The organism is Mesorhizobium sp. P2_C4 (genome assembly GCF_056404575.1).
Map to the genome: position 1 here is coordinate 1,111,139 of NZ_JBFUDT010000001.1, position 18,261 is coordinate 1,129,399.

General features: G+C 63.5%; 17 protein-coding genes. 9 read left to right on the forward strand and 8 right to left on the reverse strand.

From position 1 onward, the window contains the following. Nucleotides 1–16: 16 nt before the first annotated feature. Nucleotides 17–409 carry a hypothetical protein gene (locus AC1DX6_RS05290; RefSeq protein ID WP_477311661.1) on the reverse strand — a complete coding sequence of 131 codons (393 nt, stop codon included), beginning with the start codon at nucleotides 407–409 and terminating at the stop codon, nucleotides 17–19. A 240-nt stretch (nucleotides 410–649) separates the two neighbouring features. Further along, complete coding sequence (locus AC1DX6_RS05295) at nucleotides 650–1,252, reverse strand: outer membrane protein (protein ID WP_477311908.1); 603 nt, start codon at nucleotides 1,250–1,252, stop codon at nucleotides 650–652. Nucleotides 1,253–1,738: 486 nt separating this feature from the next. On the opposite strand from AC1DX6_RS05295, the gene AC1DX6_RS05300 reads away from it, so the two are divergent. Next, nucleotides 1,739–2,002: a DUF6460 domain-containing protein gene (locus tag AC1DX6_RS05300; protein WP_477311662.1), complete on the forward strand. Its 264-nt coding sequence runs from the start codon at nucleotides 1,739–1,741 to the stop codon at nucleotides 2,000–2,002. 4 nt (nucleotides 2,003–2,006) lie between these two features. Here AC1DX6_RS05300 and AC1DX6_RS05305 read toward each other — a convergent pair whose 3' ends face one another. After that, nucleotides 2,007–2,909 (reverse strand): histone deacetylase family protein, encoded by a 903-nt coding sequence (locus AC1DX6_RS05305; RefSeq protein ID WP_477311663.1) that lies wholly within the window; start codon nucleotides 2,907–2,909, stop codon nucleotides 2,007–2,009. Nucleotides 2,910–3,039: 130 nt separating this feature from the next. Here AC1DX6_RS05305 and AC1DX6_RS05310 point away from each other — a divergent pair, with 130 nt between their 5' ends. Next, nucleotides 3,040–4,377 (forward strand): MATE family efflux transporter, encoded by a 1,338-nt coding sequence (locus AC1DX6_RS05310; protein WP_477311664.1) that lies wholly within the window; start codon nucleotides 3,040–3,042, stop codon nucleotides 4,375–4,377. A 3-nt stretch (nucleotides 4,378–4,380) separates the two neighbouring features. Here AC1DX6_RS05310 and AC1DX6_RS05315 read toward each other — a convergent pair whose 3' ends face one another. Together AC1DX6_RS05315 and AC1DX6_RS05320 are read right to left on the reverse strand one after the other, a co-directional pair. Then, on the reverse strand, nucleotides 4,381–5,457 hold the full coding sequence (locus tag AC1DX6_RS05315) for a quinone-dependent dihydroorotate dehydrogenase (RefSeq protein WP_477311665.1): 1,077 nt from the start codon (nucleotides 5,455–5,457) through the stop codon (nucleotides 4,381–4,383). Then, nucleotides 5,454–5,804 (reverse strand): DUF952 domain-containing protein, encoded by a 351-nt coding sequence (locus tag AC1DX6_RS05320; protein WP_477311666.1) that lies wholly within the window; start codon nucleotides 5,802–5,804, stop codon nucleotides 5,454–5,456. Before AC1DX6_RS05320 ends, AC1DX6_RS05315 begins: the two co-directional genes overlap by 4 nt. A gap of 110 nt (nucleotides 5,805–5,914) precedes the next feature. Here AC1DX6_RS05320 and AC1DX6_RS05325 point away from each other — a divergent pair, with 110 nt between their 5' ends. After that, nucleotides 5,915–6,349, forward strand: coding sequence for a hypothetical protein (locus AC1DX6_RS05325; protein ID WP_477311667.1), 435 nt, complete (start codon nucleotides 5,915–5,917; stop codon nucleotides 6,347–6,349). A gap of 134 nt (nucleotides 6,350–6,483) precedes the next feature. Beyond that, nucleotides 6,484–7,143 carry a response regulator transcription factor gene (locus AC1DX6_RS05330; RefSeq protein ID WP_477311668.1) on the forward strand — a complete coding sequence of 220 codons (660 nt, stop codon included), beginning with the start codon at nucleotides 6,484–6,486 and terminating at the stop codon, nucleotides 7,141–7,143. A gap of 59 nt (nucleotides 7,144–7,202) precedes the next feature. On the opposite strand, the gene AC1DX6_RS05335 is transcribed toward AC1DX6_RS05330, so the two are convergent. Next, the gene (locus AC1DX6_RS05335) at nucleotides 7,203–7,859 is read right to left on the reverse strand and encodes an O-methyltransferase (RefSeq protein ID WP_477311669.1); all 657 of its coding nucleotides are present in this window, start codon (nucleotides 7,857–7,859) and stop codon (nucleotides 7,203–7,205) included. 95 nt (nucleotides 7,860–7,954) lie between these two features. Between AC1DX6_RS05335 and AC1DX6_RS05340 the strand changes: the two genes are divergently transcribed. After that, nucleotides 7,955–8,587 (forward strand): TetR/AcrR family transcriptional regulator, encoded by a 633-nt coding sequence (locus AC1DX6_RS05340; RefSeq protein ID WP_477311670.1) that lies wholly within the window; start codon nucleotides 7,955–7,957, stop codon nucleotides 8,585–8,587. A gap of 22 nt (nucleotides 8,588–8,609) precedes the next feature. On the opposite strand, the gene AC1DX6_RS05345 is transcribed toward AC1DX6_RS05340, so the two are convergent. After that, a complete protein-coding gene (locus tag AC1DX6_RS05345) occupies nucleotides 8,610–12,098 on the reverse strand; it encodes a PAS domain-containing hybrid sensor histidine kinase/response regulator (protein WP_477311671.1) in 3,489 nt (1,162 codons plus the stop codon). 255 nt (nucleotides 12,099–12,353) lie between these two features. Between AC1DX6_RS05345 and mscL the strand changes: the two genes are divergently transcribed. Both mscL and AC1DX6_RS05355 read left to right on the forward strand, forming a co-directional pair. Beyond that, the gene (mscL, locus tag AC1DX6_RS05350) at nucleotides 12,354–12,776 is read left to right on the forward strand and encodes a large conductance mechanosensitive channel protein MscL (protein WP_477311672.1); all 423 of its coding nucleotides are present in this window, start codon (nucleotides 12,354–12,356) and stop codon (nucleotides 12,774–12,776) included. Nucleotides 12,777–12,936: 160 nt separating this feature from the next. Next, nucleotides 12,937–14,103: a pyridoxal phosphate-dependent aminotransferase gene (locus AC1DX6_RS05355; RefSeq protein WP_477311673.1), complete on the forward strand. Its 1,167-nt coding sequence runs from the start codon at nucleotides 12,937–12,939 to the stop codon at nucleotides 14,101–14,103. A 29-nt stretch (nucleotides 14,104–14,132) separates the two neighbouring features. On the opposite strand, the gene hemA is transcribed toward AC1DX6_RS05355, so the two are convergent. After that, a complete protein-coding gene (gene hemA, locus AC1DX6_RS05360; RefSeq protein WP_477311674.1) occupies nucleotides 14,133–15,410 on the reverse strand; it encodes a 5-aminolevulinate synthase in 1,278 nt (425 codons plus the stop codon). A gap of 279 nt (nucleotides 15,411–15,689) precedes the next feature. Between hemA and galE the strand changes: the two genes are divergently transcribed. Together galE and AC1DX6_RS05370 are read left to right on the forward strand one after the other, a co-directional pair. Beyond that, the gene (gene galE, locus AC1DX6_RS05365; protein ID WP_477311675.1) at nucleotides 15,690–16,685 is read left to right on the forward strand and encodes a UDP-glucose 4-epimerase GalE; all 996 of its coding nucleotides are present in this window, start codon (nucleotides 15,690–15,692) and stop codon (nucleotides 16,683–16,685) included. Between the two features lie 322 nt (nucleotides 16,686–17,007). Then, nucleotides 17,008–18,258, forward strand: a complete 1,251-nt coding sequence (locus tag AC1DX6_RS05370) for a D-amino acid dehydrogenase (protein WP_477311676.1) — start codon at nucleotides 17,008–17,010, stop codon at nucleotides 18,256–18,258. The last annotated feature ends 3 nt before the right edge of the window (nucleotides 18,259–18,261 follow it).

Sequence of the window (18,261 nt, forward strand, 5' to 3'; positions counted from 1 at the left end):
AGCCGCCTGATGCCGCTCATTCACACTCCAGCTTCGGTTGGCGAAAATTGGTGACGAACCAGCGACCGCCGGAAGAGCGGGCGTAGAAGGTGTAGAAGCATTCCTGTCGTTCCAGATAGCCCGGCGTCTCCGTCGTCTCATATTCCGTGCCGTGCTTTGTGTGGCGAACTTCGCTGCTGGACGAGCCGGAGACGACGTTGGTGGATACCTTGCGCCACTGATAGGCACGTTCGCCCTGACCGACATCAATGACAGCGGTCGGAGGGCCATAGTCCAGAACGATCGATTCAATCGGCTGTCCGATGTAGTTTTTCATGATGTCGGAGGCGCATCCCGCCAGCGTCAGGATTATCGCCACGAAAGATGCATTCAGGGCCGGGCCGAGGCGACCCGTACAGGGCTTGGACATGTTTGGTTCCTGTCATGAAAATGCTGCCCGCACCTAAGCCGCGAAGATTGCACCGACATTACAGGCAGGGCATGGATTGCCGCCTCGCGCGGGTGAGCGCGAGGCGGGGTTGTTCGGGTTCGGATGGGACGGGCTCTAATGCATGTCGCCCAAAAGTGCGCAGCGGTTTTGGGATAACGACATGCATAAAAACAAAGGCTTAAAGCACGTCGACTGAATCCTTTTTCAACGCGACGGGCTTTAGAACCGGTAGTTGAGACCGGCCTTCAATTCCTGGCTGCCGATGTCGGTCTTGGCCTTGCCGAAGGCCGAGGTCGTTTCCACCCCGGAAGTGCGAATGTAGTTGTACTCGATCTTGGCCGAGAGACCGCCGGCAAAGGCTTGCTCAATGCCTCCTCCGACGAGATAGCCGAGCTTGCGTCCGTCGCTATCTTTGAGGCCGCCGCTCTTGTCGAAAGTGGTCATCGCCAGGCCAGCGGTGCCGAAGAGCAGCGTCTGGTCAAAGGAGACGCCGGCCCTGGCCTTGGCGGCGGCGCGCCACTTTTCCTTGATCTTGCCGCCTTCGACAGCGTGCTCTGCGCCGCCCAGATAGGAGCCTTCGATCTCGGCGCCGAACACAGCGGGACCCGTCTGGATGTTGTAGCCCGCCTGGACGCCGCCGCTCCAGCCGTTGCGATCGGCGAACGGGTTCGGCATTTTGGTGAACGCGGTCCCGCCATGCACACCGACATAGGCGCCGCTCCACTGGAAGGCCGGAGGATCGTTGTAGGCCGGCGTGAGATCGGCGGCCATCGCCGCCCCGTTCAAACACACTGCGAGTGCAAGGGCGGCCAGGATAGTCATTCTTTGAGAGGGCACTGCATTACTCCAAAACACGCATGCGCATAGGGATCGATGCGCATATTGAACCTTTGAGAGCCTGACCATTTGCGCGGTCATGCTCCCGCTCGGATGTCTCTCGCCGGCAATCGTCCGCAGATGCGCCACGCGGACTGGCGTGGACCGCTTGACCTGTCGGATCGGATTTTCCGTGCAACCTACTGCTTGAAAGACATCGCTTGTTTTGCAGGCGAAAATTGCGTGCACATTGCGCGAAATTTGGAAAAGAAGGTTTTTCGCTTTATTTTCAATAAATTGTACCCAACATGTTTACGCATATTTAAGGGTTCAGGGGGTGGCCTTCACTGGAGACAAGAATGCGACGCTTGGTGATGAAGCCACTCTGCGTCACTTGCGGCCGAACAATGCGGTCCGGCTTGCTGCGAGCCAGCTAAGTCAGTATTTCTGGATCCGTGCCCGAATCCGGGTACCCCAATCGGGAGACAGGCCTTGTCCGCATTGACGCGCTTTCTCGGCGACTCGCCGCTTAGGGTGATCCTGAAGCTGCTTGTGGTGTCATTCCTCGTCGGCCTGGTCATGAACGCCTTCGGCTGGTCGCCGATGGACGTGTTCTACGGCATCCGGAAATTCTTCATCGACCTGTGGAATCTCGGCTTCCACGCCATCGATCGTTTCCTCGGCTATATTCTGCTGGGCGCGGCGATCGTGGTGCCGGCCTTCATCCTGCTGAGGCTGGCCAGCTACCGCAAGTGAAGCGTCAAGCGTAGCGGGATGCCACCTCGAACAGGATGGCATGGCGCGCCGCAAGTGTCGCCACGTCCGTCGAATAGCCGCCGCCGATGACGCCGCAGACCGGAGTGCCGAGCGCGCGAAAGTGGCGGATCACCATCTCGTCACGGGCGCGTAGGCCGTCGTCCGACAGCGACAGCCGGCCAAGACGGTCCTCGGCATGGATATCGACCCCGGCATTGTAAAACACGATATCCCAGTGCGCCCTGGCGGGTAGCTCGGGCAGGATGCTGCTCAGCCGCTCGAGATAGGCCGTATCGCCAGTGCCGTCCGGCAAGGCGACGTCGAGGTCGGAAGCGATCTTGCGCACCGGGTAATTGCGGTCGCCATGCATGGAAAAGGTGAACGCGCGTGGCTCATCCCTCAGAATATCCGCCGTACCGTCGCCCTGGTGCACGTCGAGATCGACGATCAAGATGTTTTGCGCGGCACCCTCGGCCAGCAGCACCAAGGCGGCGACGGCAACGTCGTTGAAGGTGCAGAAGCCGGCGCCTTGCGCGCGCCGCGCATGATGGCTGCCACCGGCGCTGTTGCAGGCAATGCCGTTGAGCAATGCCAGCCGCGCTGCCAGCACCGTGCCTCCGGTGGCGAGTTGCGCGCGCAGCGACACACGCGGTCCCACGGGAAAGCCGATCTCGCGCTCGATCTTTTCGGGCACCGTGCAGGAGATCACCTGGTCGACATAGTCGGCGGCATGGGCGAGCTTCAGCCATGAAGCCGGCGCCGGCTCAGGCAGGTTGAGTGCGTCGCGCCGGGCCAGTCCGCGCGCAGCCAAGGCCTGCATCAGCAGCGGATACTTGCTCATCGGAAAGCGATGATTGACGGCGAAGCCGGCATCATAATCGGGGTGATGGACGATCTGCAGAGGCATGGAACGGATTACGGCCGGTGCACCAGAGGCGGGTTTCGGTTGACCATCAGGGGATGGATGGTTGCGCAGCGGGAGGAAACTGGGGCACATCGGCGGCTCGATCAAGCCGCAATCAGCAAGGCAGCAATCCTTGGACAAGGGTGTATCCCCAGCCGACGCCAGATATTTCGTCGTCACCAACCGCACGGTGCTCGCCATCGCGGTGCCGATGACGCTGGCCTATCTGACGACGCCGCTGCTCGGCCTCGTCGACACGGCTGTGGTCGGCCAGTTCGGCGATGCGGCGCTGCTCGGCGGGCTGGCGGCCGGCTCGCTTGTTTTCGATGTCGTCTTCACCACCTTCAACTTCCTGCGCTCCGGCACCACCGGCCTCGTCGCCCAGGCGTTCGGGCGCGGCGACGAGCTGGAGGAACAAGCGGTGTTCTGGCGCGCCGTGCTGATCGCGGTCGTCGCCGGCATCGTGCTGGCAGCGCTTGCGCCCCTGTTCGCCATTGCCGGCCAAAAATTCATGGGCGCCGAAGCGCGCGTCAGCGAGGCGATGGCCATCTACATCCGCATCAGGCTGCTCGCCGCACCCTTCTCGCTGATCAACTACGCCATCCTCGGCTATGTGCTGGGGCGCGGCGAGGGCGGGCTTGGGCTGATGCTGCAACTGGTGCTCAACGGCATCAACATCGCGCTCTGCATCCTGCTTGGGCTGAAACTCGGCTGGGGCGTTGCCGGCGTCGCCTGGGCGACCGTCACCGGCGAATTCCTGGCCATGCTGCTTGGCCTGGCGATCGTTGTCAGGCGCTTCTGGAAAGCGCCCCGGCTGCCGCGCCATCGCGTGCTCGACATGCCGGCATTCCTGCACATGCTGTCGCTCAACCGCGACATCATGATCCGCTCGTTCTCGCTGCTCGCCGCCTTCGCGCTGTTCACCCGCCAGGGCGCGCAGTTCGGCACGGTGACGCTGGCCGCCAATGCCGTGCTGATGAACTTCTTCCTCGTTGCCGGCTATTTCCTCGATGGCTTCGCCACCGCCGCCGAACAACTCGCGGGGCGTGCCGTCGGTGCGCGTGCGGCCACCCCCTTCCGTCAGGCGGTGCGGCTGACCCTGTTCTGGGGCTTTGGCCTCGCCGGTGCAGCGACACTCGTCCTGTTGTTTGGCGGCGCCGATCTGGTTGCCGTGATCTCCACGTCGCAAGACGTTCGCGCGGTGGCCGACACCTACATGCCCTGGGCGGCGTTCACCGCGCTCAGCGGTGTGCTCGCCTTCCAGATGGACGGCGTCTTCATCGGCGCCACTTGGTCGCGCGACATGCGCAACATGATGCTTTTGTCGTTCCTCGCCTTCACAGCGGCGCTGCTGACGCTGGCGCCTGCCTTTGGCAATCACGGACTGTGGGCGTCGCTGCACGTCTTCCTGCTGGTGCGCGGCTTCAGCCTGCTCGCCATTTTGCGGCTGAGGATGCGCACAGCGTTCTAGCGCTTAGAGCGGCTTGGACGCCCAGTGATCGAGCCTGATATCGCGCAATGCGCTGATCGACGAAAGCCCTTCCTTCTCGGCGAAACGGACCATGCCTTGGAGAATGCGCCCCGGCAACGCCGGCCCGGCATAGATCATGCCGGTGTAGAGCTGCACAAGATCGGCGCCGGCGCGGATCTTTTCCAGCGCCGCCTCAGCGGAATCGACGCCGCCGACACCGACGATGGCGCGGTGCGGACCAAGCAGTTTGCGCATCCTGGCCAGCACGATAGTGGAACGCTCGAACAGCGGCTTTCCGGAGAGCCCGCCGGTTTCGCCTGATACAGCGCCGCTGCGCAGGCCTAGCCGCGCAATGGTGGTGTTGGAGACGATGACGCCGTCTATCTGCTTCTCGGTTACCTCTGCGGCGATGTCTTCCAGTTCGGCCTCGACCAAATCCGGCGCGATCTTGAGGAAAATCGGCGGCTTGACCGATGCTGCCGCGCGCGCGGCGACGACCCGGGACAAAAGCTCGCCGAGCTGCTCGCGTGCCTGCATGGTGCGCAGGCCCGGCGTGTTGGGCGACGAGATGTTGACCGTCAGATAGCTGGCATATTTCGCAAACCGGGAGACACCGCGCTCATAGTCGCCAATGCGGTCCTCACTGTCCTTGTTGGCGCCGATGTTGACGCCGACAATGCCGCTGCGCCCCTTGCGCGCGGCAAGGCGTTTTTCGGCAGCCGCGTGGCCCTCATTGTTGAAACCCAGCCGGTTGATCACCGCGTCGTCCTGGGTCAGCCGAAAGATGCGCGGCTTCGGGTTGCCGGCCTGCGGCAGCGGCGTGATGGTGCCGACTTCGGCAAAGCCGAAGCCGAGGCCAAGCAGCGCGTCCGGCACTTCGGCGTTCTTGTCATAGCCGGCCGCCATGCCGAGCGGGTTTGGAAACTCGAGGCCGCAGACGCTGACCTTCAGCCTGACGTCACGCGGTGGACTTCCGGTCATGGGCAGCCCGCATCGCAGCGCCGCGATCGACAGCCCATGCGCGGTTTCCGGATCGAATGTGAACAGCAGTTTTTGGCCGAGCCGGTCGAGCACGCTCATTCGGCCTCCAGTGCCGGGAACTGGTGCGTGCCGTCGGCGCCAAGCGGCAGGGGGCGAACCCACAGCACAGCCTTGAGGTCGAGCGGACCATAAAGATGCGGGAACAGCGCACCGCCCCGCGAGACCTCGTATTTCAGCGCATCGCCGAGCTTGGTACCGTCGATGGCGACCAGCAGCAGCTCGGTCTGGCCGGTGAAATGTTTGGCCGCCGTTTCGCGAACCTGCCCGGCGGTGGAAAAATGGATGAAGCCGTCGGCGACATCGATCGGCGCACCGGTGAAGCGACCGTTTGTTTCCGCCTCGCGCCACAGCGCTTCAGGGGCTATCTTGTAGATAAACTGAGACATGGTTGCGCTATAGTCCGAACCAATCAGGCGGGGAAGGGCACTCGTAAGCTCTTCCCCATTTCCGGCGCAAACATGCGCTAGATTGTGTTCACTTGCCCATGGAGGACAACATGCGTCTGCAGCACGTCTTGATCCCCGCAGCACTGGTCTCGCTGGTTGCGGCATCAGCCTTTTCCGAGGAAACCGATCGCTACCGGCTGGAAAAGTCGGCCAACGGCTATGTCCGCATGGACACGCAGACCGGCGCCATGTCGATTTGCGAGGAACGCACCGGCCAGCTCGTCTGCAAGATGGCGGCCGACGAACGCGCCGCCTTCCAGGACGAGGTGGACCGTTTGCAGAGCTCGATGAAGGCGATGGACGAGCGCGTCACCAAGCTCGAAAACTCGCTGTCCGCCCGCCTCGAATCGAAGCTGCCCAGCGAAGAGGATTTCGACAAGACGATGAGCTACATGGAACGCTTCCTGAAGGGCTTCATGGGCATCGTCAAGGATATGGACAAGGACAATGGCGACGGCGCGCAGCTCAGTCCGCAAAAGACCTGAGCGCCGCTAGACAAAATCGCCGAATGGCGATTTGTCTGGGGCTTTGCCGCTTGAAAACAGCTGGCAACGCCGCATAATCGTTCGACTGATCCCGCAAAAGCAGAAAACCATCAATGGGATTCGGGGAGGGATATTTGCCGTCGGGCTACACTTTCGTCATCGCCGACGACCATCCGCTTTTTCGCGGCGCCTTGAGAGAGGCGCTTGCCGGTATCGGCAACGTTGCCGCCATCCACGAGGCCGGCGATTTCGAAAGCGCCAAGGCGCTGGTCGTGGCCAATGAGGATGTCGATCTGGTGCTGCTCGATTTGTCGATGCCGGGCGCCAGCGGCCTTTCCGGACTGATCTCGTTGCGCGGCATCCACCCGGCAGTGCCGCTGGTGGTGGTTTCGGCGCATGACGACCCGGTGACGATCAGGCGTGCGCTCGATCTCGGCGCCTCCGGCTTCATCTCCAAATCGGCCAGCATGGAGGAAATCCGCGGCGCTGTGCAATCGGTGCTGGCCGGCGATATCGCCGCCCCCATCGGCATCGATCTCGGCGTCGAGCGCGACCCCGAAATTTCTGACCTGATCAAGCGGCTGCAGGCGCTGACGCCGCAGCAGACACGCGTGCTCGGCATGCTGGCGGAAGGCCTGCTTAACAAGCAGATCGCCTATGAGCTCAGCGTCTCCGAAGCGACGATCAAGGCACATGTCTCGGCGATCCTGCAAAAACTTGGCGTCGACAGCCGCACCCAGGCGGTGATCCTCTTGTCCAAGATCGGCAACGATCCGCTGCAGCCGGTGAACTGAGCGTCGGGAGCGCTCAGCCTACGGCCGCCTCGGGAGCAACATGGCTATTTCGGGCGGCGTCAGCCGAGCCGCACCGACAGCTCGACGTCCTCGCCGAAAGGCGTCGACATGTAGCCCGATGCCGGTGAGCGCACGCGCTCCAGATATTCGGGGCTGAAATCGGCATTGTCGGCGATGACCAGCGCGCCGGGCCGCAGCCGGCTTTCGACCAGGCTCAATATCTCCGGATAGATCGCCTTGGCGCCGTCGAGCAGCAGCAGGTCGATCGCTTCAGGGAGATCGGCGCTCAGCGTCTGCAGCGCATCGCCCTCGCGCACTTCCACCAGATCGATGAGGCCGCCTTCGGTCAGATTGGCCTTGGCCCGCATCACCTTGGACGGTTCGAACTCGGTTGTGATCAGACGGCCGCCGCCATTGTCCCTGAGTGCGGCAGCGAGATAGAGCGCCGAGATGCCGAACGAGGTGCCGAATTCGATGATGACGCGGGCGCCGCTGCTGCGCGCCAGCATGTAGAGCAGCGTGCCGGTATCCGGCGAAACCGCGAGCCAGAGATCCTTCAGCCGTCCGTAGAGATCGACATATTCCGTCTTGCTGCGCAGCAGGCGTTCCCGCTCCTCGGGCGAGAAGCCGGCCGCTGCGGGGCTCGTCGCCGCCTTGGCTTCCTTGAAGAGGCGGGCGAGCAGGGGAGCGAGCGGGGCGTTGGTGAGCGTTGTCATGAAAAGTCTCCAATCCAGAAATGACTGCGTTCTTGTGTCGTGCTGAAAATACGAATAGTCCTTCAGGTTTCCAATTCGCATTGCCGAGCCGTGCCATGATCGAACGCCCAAGCCATTCAATTTCCACACGAAAACAACCAAAACAGGCCCGAGCGACGGAGCTTGTTTCGGCGATCCTCGAGGCTGCTGTTCAGGTTTTGGCGAGCGAGGGGGCGCAACGTTTCACCACCACGCGCGTGGCCGAAAGGGCCGGTGTGAGCGTCGGCTCGCTCTACCAGTATTTCCCCAACAAGGCGGCGCTGCTGTTCAGGCTGCAGAGCGACGAGTGGCGGCAGACAGGCGGCTTGCTGCGCACCATCCTCGAGGACGACCAGCGGCCACCCCTCGAACGGCTGCGCACGCTGGTCCATGCCTTCATCCGCTCAGAGTGCGCGGAGGCCGCCGTGCGCGTGGCGCTCAGTGACGCCGCCCCGCTTTACCGTGACGCGCCCGAGGCCCACGAGGCGAGAGCGTCGGGGGAGCGCACCGTCCAGGTGTTCATGCGCGAGGTGCTGCCCCAAGTCCCTGACGCAGTCCGGGAATTGGCCGGCGATTTGATCACGATGACGCTGAGCGCGGTGGGAAAGGATTTTTCAGGAAGCCCCCGCACCGACGCGGAAATCGAAGCCTATGCCGATGCCATGGCCGACATGTTCTGCGCCTACATCGCAGGCCTTGGACACCGCTGAGATAGGGCCGGATCCCTGGCGGTTATTCAGCCGCCGAAGCCAGCGGCCTGACCCTGGCCATCATCGAGCGCAGCACGGCCGGCTTCAGCGGCTTGTTGATCACCGGTACGTCGAGCCTTTCGGCGGCGGTGCGCACTTCGTTTGAGCGGTCAGCGGTGACCAGCACCGCCGGCATGCCCTCGCCATAGACGGCGCGCAGCTTCCTGATCACGCCAAGCCCGGTCTCGCCGTCGAGATGATAGTCGGCAAGCACGATGTCCGGGCGGCGGATGTCCGATGCTTCGAAATCCTTCGAGCCTGAAACCGTGTCGACGCTGCAGCCCCAGCCTTCGAGCAGAAGCCGCATGCCGTCGAGGATGCGGGCGTCGTTGTCGATGCACAGCACGTGCAGGCCTGCAAGCGAAGCGGTCACCCGCGCCGGCGCCTTGCTTTCGATCTCGCGCTGCGGCGCTTGCACCGCCACCACCGGCAGCAGGACGGAAAAGCGCGTGCCTTTGCCCGGGTTCGAAAAGATGCGGATTTCCAGCCGCAGCACCCTGGCGATGCGGTCGACGATGGAGAGGCCGAGACCGAGGCCCTCGGCTTCGCGCGCGCCTTCGTCGAGCCGGGTGAATTCGTGAAACACCGTGTTCAGCTTGTCGCCAGCAATGCCGATGCCGGTGTCGATTACCTGGATTTCGGCCAGTTCGCCTCGCCGGCGCACGCCGACCAGGATGCGGCCATGGCGCGTGTATTTGATGGCGTTGGAGACCAGGTTCTGGATCAGGCGGCGCAACAGATTGCGGTCGGTCATGACGCTGAGCGACGACGGCATGATGGTCAGCACAAGCTTCTTTTCGGCGGCGAGCGGCCGGAAGTCGTTGCCGATCTGGCTGAGCAGCCCGTCGAGACGGAAGGCGCTGTCGTCAGGCTTCATGGCGCCGGCGTCGAGGCGGGAGATGTCGAGCACGGCGCCCAAAATGGTCTCGACCGATTCCAGCGAGGATTCGATGTTGCTTGCCGCCTTGCCCGCCGCCCCCTTGCCGGCCTTTTCGATCAGCGACGAGCAATAGAGGCGGGCAGCATTCAACGGCTGCAGGATGTCGTGGCCGGCGGCGGCAAGGAAGCGCGTCTTGCCGAGGTTGGCCTCCTCGGCCAGCATCTGCGCCTGCGCCAGTTCCTCGTTGACGCGGGTCAGTTCGACGGTGCGCGTCTTGACCCGCTGCTCGAGCGATTCATTGGCGCGCTTCAGCGCCAGGTCCTGCTCGACGCGCCCCGAAATGTCGGCATAGGTGGCGACCATGCCGCCATCGGGCATCGGGTTGGAACGCAACTCCAGGATCCGGCCGCTGGTCTTCAATTCCATCTGCCAGGGGCTGACGAAACTGGTGAGGCGGTTGAGCATCGCCACCCGCTGCTCCGCCGGAATGTCGCCGCGCTCGGCCAGGTGATGCAGGATGCGGTCGAGCGAGACGCCGACCTGGCCCATTTCGTCGGGCAGGTCGAACAGCGCCCGGTACTGGCGGTTCCAGCAGATCAGCCGGAAATCCCGGTCGAAGACGGTGATGCCCTGTTCCATCTGGTCGAGCGCGATCTGCAACAGGTCGCGATTGTGCTGCAGCGCCTCGGTGGCGTCGTCGAGCAGGCGGAAGGCATCCTTGGATTCGCGGTCGTTGCGGCGAAACAGCAAGGACAGGATCAGCCGCGCCGAAGACGAGCCGACGGCACTGGCCAAAAGCTGCTCGGAGAAGCGGATGACGTCCATGCTGGCCTGCTCGTTGCCATGCAGCGACGTGTTGCTGCTTTTTTCGAACGACTGGAACGAGCGTTCCGTACGTTCGACGCCGAGATAGCGCGAGATGGTGTCCTTGAGGTCGTTGACGGTGATGGCGGTGCGGAAGCGGCGCAGGCTCGGCATCGGGCCGGCCTCGCGCGGCACGAAGATCGAGGCCTGGATGCGTTCCAGCGGCACCGAAGCACGTGATAGCGATCCGAACACGAAGAACAGCGTGTTGATCGACAGGCTCCACAGCACGCCGTGGTTCAGCGGCTCGGCACTGGTGCCGAACAGCGCCTGCGGCCGCAGCGCCTCGAAACCGAACAGGCCGTGGACCAGGATGCCGGCATCGGACGCGGCGAGCGAAGGCAAAAGCAGGGTGTAGCCCCAGACGGCGATGCCGGCGACCATGCCGAGCGCGGCACCCCTGCCATTGGCGCCGCGCCAGATCAGGCCGCCGATCAATGCCGGCGCGAACTGCGCGATGGCCGCGAAGGACATCAGGCCGATGGAGGACAGCCGCGCACTGTTGGTGCTCTCGCGATAATAGAGGAAGGCGATGAACAGCATGATGAAGATCGCCGCCCGCCGCACATTGAGGATCAGCGTCGACCAGTCCTCGTTCTCGGAGGTCGTGGTCTTGAGCAGCCTGCGCACGAACAGCGGGATGACGAGGTCGTTGGAGATCATGATCGACAGTGCGACGCTTTCGACGATCACCATCGCGGTTGCCGCCGACAGGCCACCGATGAAGGCCGCCATGGCCAGCACGTCGTGACCGCTGAACAGGGGCAGCGACAAAACATAGAGGTCGCTGCTGGTCCTGGTGCCGACCAGCGACAGGCCGGCAAGCGCGATCGGCAGCACGAACAGGTTGATGGCCAGGAGGTAGAGCGGAAACACCCATGTCGCGGTGCGCAATTCGGCCTCGCCGCGGTTCTCGACGATGGTGACGTAGAATTGGCGCGGCAGCATGATGATGGCAAAGCCGCTCAAGCCGGTCAGCACCAGCCAGGTGGCGAGCGAGGTCGAGTAGCCCATCGCCTGCTGCACTTCAGGGTTCTGGGCGAGCTTGTCGACCATGTCGCCCGGCCCGCCATAGATCAGGAAGGTTACCATCAGACCGATCGCCAGGAAGGCGGCGAGCTTGACCACGGTTTCGACCGCCACCGCCAGCACCAGCCCGTCCTGGTGCTCGGTGGCGTCGGCGTGGCGGGTGCCGAACAGCACCGCAAACAGCGCCAGAAGCATGGCGACAACCAGCGAGATGTCGCTGACGAAGGGATCGAAGGAGGGTGGCGAGCCGGTATAGTGCTCGACCATCAGGCTGACCGAGCCGGAGATCGCCTTCAGCTGCAGCGCGATATAGGGCACAGCACCGATGGTCGCGATCAGCGTGGCGATCGCCGAGACGGTGAAGCTCTTGCCATAGCGCGCGCCGAGGAAGTCGGCGATCGAGGTGATCTTCTCGGTCTTGGCCAGCTTGACGATGCGCTGCAGCAGCGGAAAGCCGAACACGAACACCAGCACAGGACCGATATAGATGCCGAGGAACTCGAGGCCGCGCTCGGAGGACAGACCGACCGAACCGAAAAAGGTCCAGGAGGTGCAGTAGATGGCGAGGCTGAGCGCATAGATGAACGGGCGGGCGCGGCCAGGCCCCGATGCCGTCGAACGCCGGTCGCCCAGGCTGGCGATGGCGAACAGCAGCGTCACATAGGCGACCGCAATGATGACGATGAACCAGCCTTGCACGCCTGAAGAAACCTCCCTGTGCCGTTTTCCATCCGGCCACCCCAGGACGCAATCACAGCTTGGGGATCAAGTCCATCGCGGCTTTCGGCGCATACTGGCTGCATAGGTCACCCACTCGGTCGGTGACCCGGGGTAAGCAGAAAGCGGCTGCTTTGCGCTTTTGCTTCTGTTGCAACCGCAGGTTTTTGTTATGGTATGCGTGGGCCGGCACCGGAGGACGGCGGCAGCGCGGCCTGTCGTGACAAGGAGGGTCGAATGCTGAAAGAATTCCAGGAGTTCATTTCCAAGGGCAATGTGATGGACTTGGCCGTCGGCGTCATCATCGGCGGCGCCTTCGGCAAGATCGTCGATTCTCTTGTCAACGACATCATCATGCCGATCGTCGGCGCGATTTTCGGCGGGCTGGACTTCAACAACTATTTCTTTGGGCTTTCCTCGGCCGTCAACGCGACCTCGCTGGCCGAGGCCAAGAAGCAAGGCGCGGTCTTTGCCTATGGCAGCTTCATCACCGTGGCGCTGAACTTCGTCATTCTCGCCTTCATCATCTTCCTGATGGTCAAGGCGGTGAACAATCTGCGCAAGCGGCTGGAAGCAGAGAAGCCCGCACCGGCCGCCGCGCCGCCGCCGGCCGATATCGCGCTGTTGACGCAAATTCGCGATCTCCTCGCCAAGAAATAGCTGCAAGGCAGGTTCTTGGACCAAAACCCCGGTCGTTCGCGGCCGGGGTTTTCTGTTTTCGCATCTGCTAAGAGCATCCGCCAATGCATGTCGCCCAGAAGTGTGCAGCGGTTCTGGGACAACGACATGCATCAAAACAGACATCAAAACGGACCTGTTCATGACCCTGATCGATAGCTTGCGCGCCGAAGCGGTGGCTGCGCCCGAAAGCGGCATCGTCGCCGTCGTCAACTACGGCCGGCTGCGCGACGGCATGATCCCGCTCTGGGCCGGTGAGGGCGACCTGCCGACGCCTGCCTTCATCAGCGATGCCGCTGCCCGAGGACTGTCCGCAGGCGAGACCTTCTACACCTGGCAGAAGGGCATTCCGGAGCTCAGGCAGGCGCTGGCCCGATACTATGTCAGGCATTTCGGCAAGAGCTTCGCCGAGGAAGAATTCATCGTCACCGCATCCGGCATGCACGCCATCCAGCTGGCGCTCGATGCGGTCGCCGGCCATGGCGACGAGGTCGTCTATCTGTCGCCGGCCTGGCCGAATTTCGCCGCCGCCGCCGGTGTGGCGGGCGCCGTGCCGGTTGCGGTCACGCTCGACCAATCCGGCAATGGCTGGTCCTGCGACGTTGACAAGATCGCGGCGGCGATCACGCCGAGGACCAAGGCGCTGTTCGTCAACACGCCGTCCAACCCGACCGGCTGGACCGCCGATCACCAGACGCTGCAGGCGATCCTCGATCTCGCCCGCGAAAAGGGCCTGTGGATTATCGCCGACGAGATCTATTCGCTGTTCCACTACAGCCATGGCCGCGCACCGTCCTTCCTCGACATTGCGACGGCGGAAGACCGCATTCTGTTCGTCAACAGCTTTTCCAAGAACTGGGCGATGACCGGTTGGCGTGTTGGCTGGATCAAGACCCATCCCGCTCTGCAGCAGGTGTTCGAGAACCTGATCCAGTACTCGACCTCGGGCGTTGCCCAGTTCATGCAGCGCGGCGCAGTTGCGGCACTGGACGAGGGCGATGCCTTCATCGTCGAACAGGTCGAGCGGGCAAGGGCGGCGCGCGACCTAGTCTGCGACATCCTTGGCGCAACCGGCAAGGCGCGGTTCACCGTGCCGCAGGGCGCGTTCTATCTGTTCTTCACCGTCGACGGCATCACCGATTCCCGAACCGCGGCCTTCGACATCGTCGACAAGGCTAATGTCGGCCTGGCGCCCGGCACCGCCTTCGGACCCGGCGGCGAAGCCTTCCTCAGGCTGTGCTTCCACCGCCGCCTCGACCAGCTCGAGGAAGCCGCACACCGCCTGGCAAAGTGGATGAAGACTGTTTGAGCAGGCGGCGGCGCCTGGCCGCCCGGCGTCTAGCCGCCTGACTTCGGCACCAATAGCGGAATGATGCGGTCGCTCTTGGCAACCGAGGGACGGCCTGCCGAACCGTAGGGGATGCCAAGCGCGTCCCAGGTCTCGACCAGTGCGTCCTGCAGCGAGGCGATCAGCGCATCGGTATGGAACGGCGTCGGCGTGATGCGCAGCCGTTCGGTGCCGCGCGGTACGGTCGGATAGTTGATCGGCTGGATGTAGATGCCGTGCACGCCGAGCAGGCGGTCGCTGGCCATCTTGCAGAGCTCGGGATCGCCGACCAGCAGCGGCACGATGTGGGTGGGCGACTCCAGCACCGGCAGGCCGGCGGCGGCCAGAACCTGCTTGGTCCGCGTCGCCTGGCGCAGTTGCGCGTCGCGCTCAGCCTGCGAGCGCTTCAGGTGGCGGATCGAGGTGGTGGCGGCAGCGGCGACGGCCGGCGGCAGCGCCGTGGTGAAGATGAAGCCCGGCGCATAGGAGCGCACGGCATCGATCACCGCATTGGTGCCGGTGATGTAGCCGCCGAGCGTACCGAACGCCTTGGCCAGCGTGCCTTCGATGATGTCGATGCGGTCGGCCAGGCCTTCGCGCTCGGTGATGCCGCCGCCGCGCGGTCCGTACATGCCGACGGCGTGAACCTCGTCGATATAGGTCATGGCGTTGTAGCGCTCGGCCAGCTCGACGATCTGCCGGATTGGCGCGATGTCGCCATCCATCGAATAGACGCTCTCAAAGACGATCAGCTTGGCGCGCTCGCGGCCGGCCGCCTGCAGCAGGCTTTCGAGATGGGCGACGTCGTTGTGGCGGAAAATCTTCTTCTCGGCGCCCGAGCGCCGCACGCCCTCGATCATCGAAGCGTGGTTCAGCTCGTCCGAGATGATCAGGCAATTGGGCAAAAGCCGCGCAATGGTCGAGATCGAGGCTTCGTTAGAGACGAAGCCCGAGGTGAAGACCAGGGCGGCTTCCTTGTCGTGCAGGTCGGCCAGTTCCAGCTCGAGCTCGACCAGCGGGTTGCTGGTGCCGGAAATGTTGCGGGTGCCGCCGGCGCCGGAGCCCATCTTGCCGGCTGCGGCCTGGAACGCGGCGATGACGTCGGGGTGCTGGCCCATGCCGAGATAGTCGTTGGAGCACCAGACGGTTATTTCCTCGGCGCGGCCGTTGGAACGCCAGATGGCTTGAGGGAACTTCCCTACGATGCGCTCGAGATCGGCGAAGACGCGGTAGCGACGCTCTGCATGGAGCTGGTCGATCGCTTCCTCGAAGAACCGCTGATAATTCATGTCGACTTTCCAATTTTGCGCGGGATCATAATCATTGCCCCATTCGGCGTCCACCGGACCTTTTTGGTCAAAATGCCACGCCCCAAGCCTGTTCCTAACGATCCCAGATCGTGGCCTATTCCCTTGATGTGGATCAATTTTGTTTCCGTACGATGCCACGGACCGATGAGACTGTTACGGATTTTACATTCGGGAGTTTCTAATGGCCTTGCCACAGGCTTTCCAGTAAGGCGGTCGTTGAGACAGTTTCCGATAAATCATGAGTAAAAGAGGACGCGGATGACGGTTTTGGTAACAGGCGGCGCCGGCTATATCGGCAGCCATATGGTCTGGGAATTGCTGGATGCGGGCGAGAGCGTCGTCGTGCTCGACCGGCTTTCGACCGGTTTTGAATGGGCAGTGGCGCCCGAGGCCAAGCTGGTCGTCGGCGACGTCGCCGACAAGGAACTGGTCGGCCAGGTCATTCGCGACAACAAGGTCGATGCCATCATTCATTTCGCCGGCTCGATCGTGGTTCCCGAATCGGTCTCCGATCCGCTTGGCTATTACGAGAACAACACTAGCAAGACGCGCACGCTGATCGAGACCGCGGTGCGCGAAGGCGTGCCCAATTTCATCTTTTCCTCGACAGCCGCCGTCTATGGCGCCGCCGGGCTGGAGCCGGTGCGCGAGGATGCCCGCCTGGCGCCCGAATCGCCCTACGGCCTGTCCAAGCTGATGAGCGAATGGATGCTGCGCGATGCTGCCATTGCGCACGGGCTGCGCTATACGGCGCTACGCTACTTCAACGTTGCCGGCGCCGATCCGAAGGGCCGCACCGGCCAGTCGACGCCGGGCGCCACGCATCTGATCAAGGTCGCCTGCGAGACCGCGCTCGGCAAGCGCCCCTTCATGCAGGTATTTGGCACCGACTATGCGACGCCGGACGGCACCTGCATGCGCGACTATATCCATGTCAGCGACCTGGTGGCGGCACATCGGCTGGCCCTGCAGCGCCTGCGTGCCGGTGGCACCAGCCTGGTCGCCAATTGCGGCTACAGCCACGGCTATTCGGTGCTCGAGGTGATCGACAGCGTGCGCCGCGCTTTCGGCCATGATTTCGAGGTGAAGATGGGCGATCGCCGTCCCGGCGATGCCGCCGCCGTGGTCGCCAATTCGGAACTGGCGCGCGGCGAACTCGGCTGGACGCCGCAGCGCGACGACCTCGACCTCATCGTCGCTGATGCGCTGGCCTGGGAACGCATCCTGACCAGCAAGAATTCGGCGCGGGGCTGACGTCGCCTTCGCGTGGCATAAGGCTTTTCTCCATCCGCCGGCGCTGCCCCTCACCTGCCTGCCGGCATCCTCTCCCCGTATAGTGACGGGGAGAGGGGCGTATCATCGCCGATTTCGCCAATCTTCGACGTTGCAGGAACAAGTGCCGAGGGTGCGGCAAGCCCTTTCTCCCCGTCACTATACGGGGAGAAATGCCCGGCAGGGCAATGAGGGGCGGCGCTGCTGCCCTCTACTATTACAAGGGCTCGTCCCACACGCCGAGACGCGCTATTGAAGGCATTCGCGGCGTGGAGGCGCCGCGGCGAAGAGTTTTGGGGGGCGCATGAAGATATTGGTGCTCGGAGCCGGCGTGGTCGGCACGGCGGCGGCCTACTATCTGGCCAGCGACGGCCACGACGTGACCGTGATCGAGCGCCATCCGGCGGCGGCGCGCGGCACCAGCCAGTCGAATGCCGGCCTGGTCTCGCCCGGCGACGCCACCGCTTGGGCCTCGCCCGCGGCGCTGAAGACGTTCCTGCGCGCGCTCTACAACCACGATCTCGGCATCAAGGTGCGGTTGCGCTTCGATCCGTACTTCATCGCCTGGAGCCTGCGTTTCCTGCGCCAGTGCACGAAAGAGCGTCTGCGCGCCAACAGCCGGGTCAAGCTGCGGCTGGCGCTCTATTCCCGCGACTGCATCAATGCCATCTCGTCCGACGCCGGCATCCACTATGACGAGCGCAAGAAGGGCATTCTCTATTTCTTCCGCTCGCAGCACAGTCTCGACACCGGTACCGACAATTACCGTTTTCTTGCCGAACATGGCCTGCCGATCGAGATCGTCGGCCGCGACCGGCTTGTCGAGATCGAACCGGGCCTTGCCGGCGTGAAAGACAAGATCGCCGGCGGCGTCTATTCGCCGATCGACCAGACCGGTGATTCCAGCCAGTTCACGCAAAACCTCGCCGCCTACGCCGCTGAAAAACTCGGCGTGAAATTTCTCTATGGCACGACGGTCGAAGGCCTCGACATCGAAGGCGACCGGGTGCGCGCGGTGATGACCTCGGCCGGACCGATAGCGGGCGACGCCGTGGTGATCTCGATGGGGCCGGAGAGCGGCCTGCTCGGCCGCCGCTACGGCATCGACCTGCCCGTCTATCCCGTCAAGGGTTACACCGCGACCATTCCCCTGGAGGACGAGAGCAAGGGGCCGACTATGGGCGGCGCCGACGAGGACCAGCTGATCGGCTATTCCAGGCTCGGCAACCGACTGCGGCTCGCTTCGACCGCCGAGTTCACCGGCTTCGACCGCACCCACAAACCAGGCGACTTCGCCACCATGTTCAGGACCGGCAAGGATCTTTTCCCTGGCGCCTTCGACGAGAAGAAGGCCGTGCTGTGGGCGGGCTTGCGGCCGATGATGCCGAACTCGGTGCCGGTCATCGGCCAGGCGCGCTACAAAAACCTCTATCTCGACACCGGCCACGGCCATGTCGGCTGGACCATGGCCTGCGGCTCGGGAAAATTCCTCGCCGACGTGGTCGCCGGCCGCAAGCCGGAGATCGACCCGCAAGGGCTGGTCTACAGGAACTAGGCG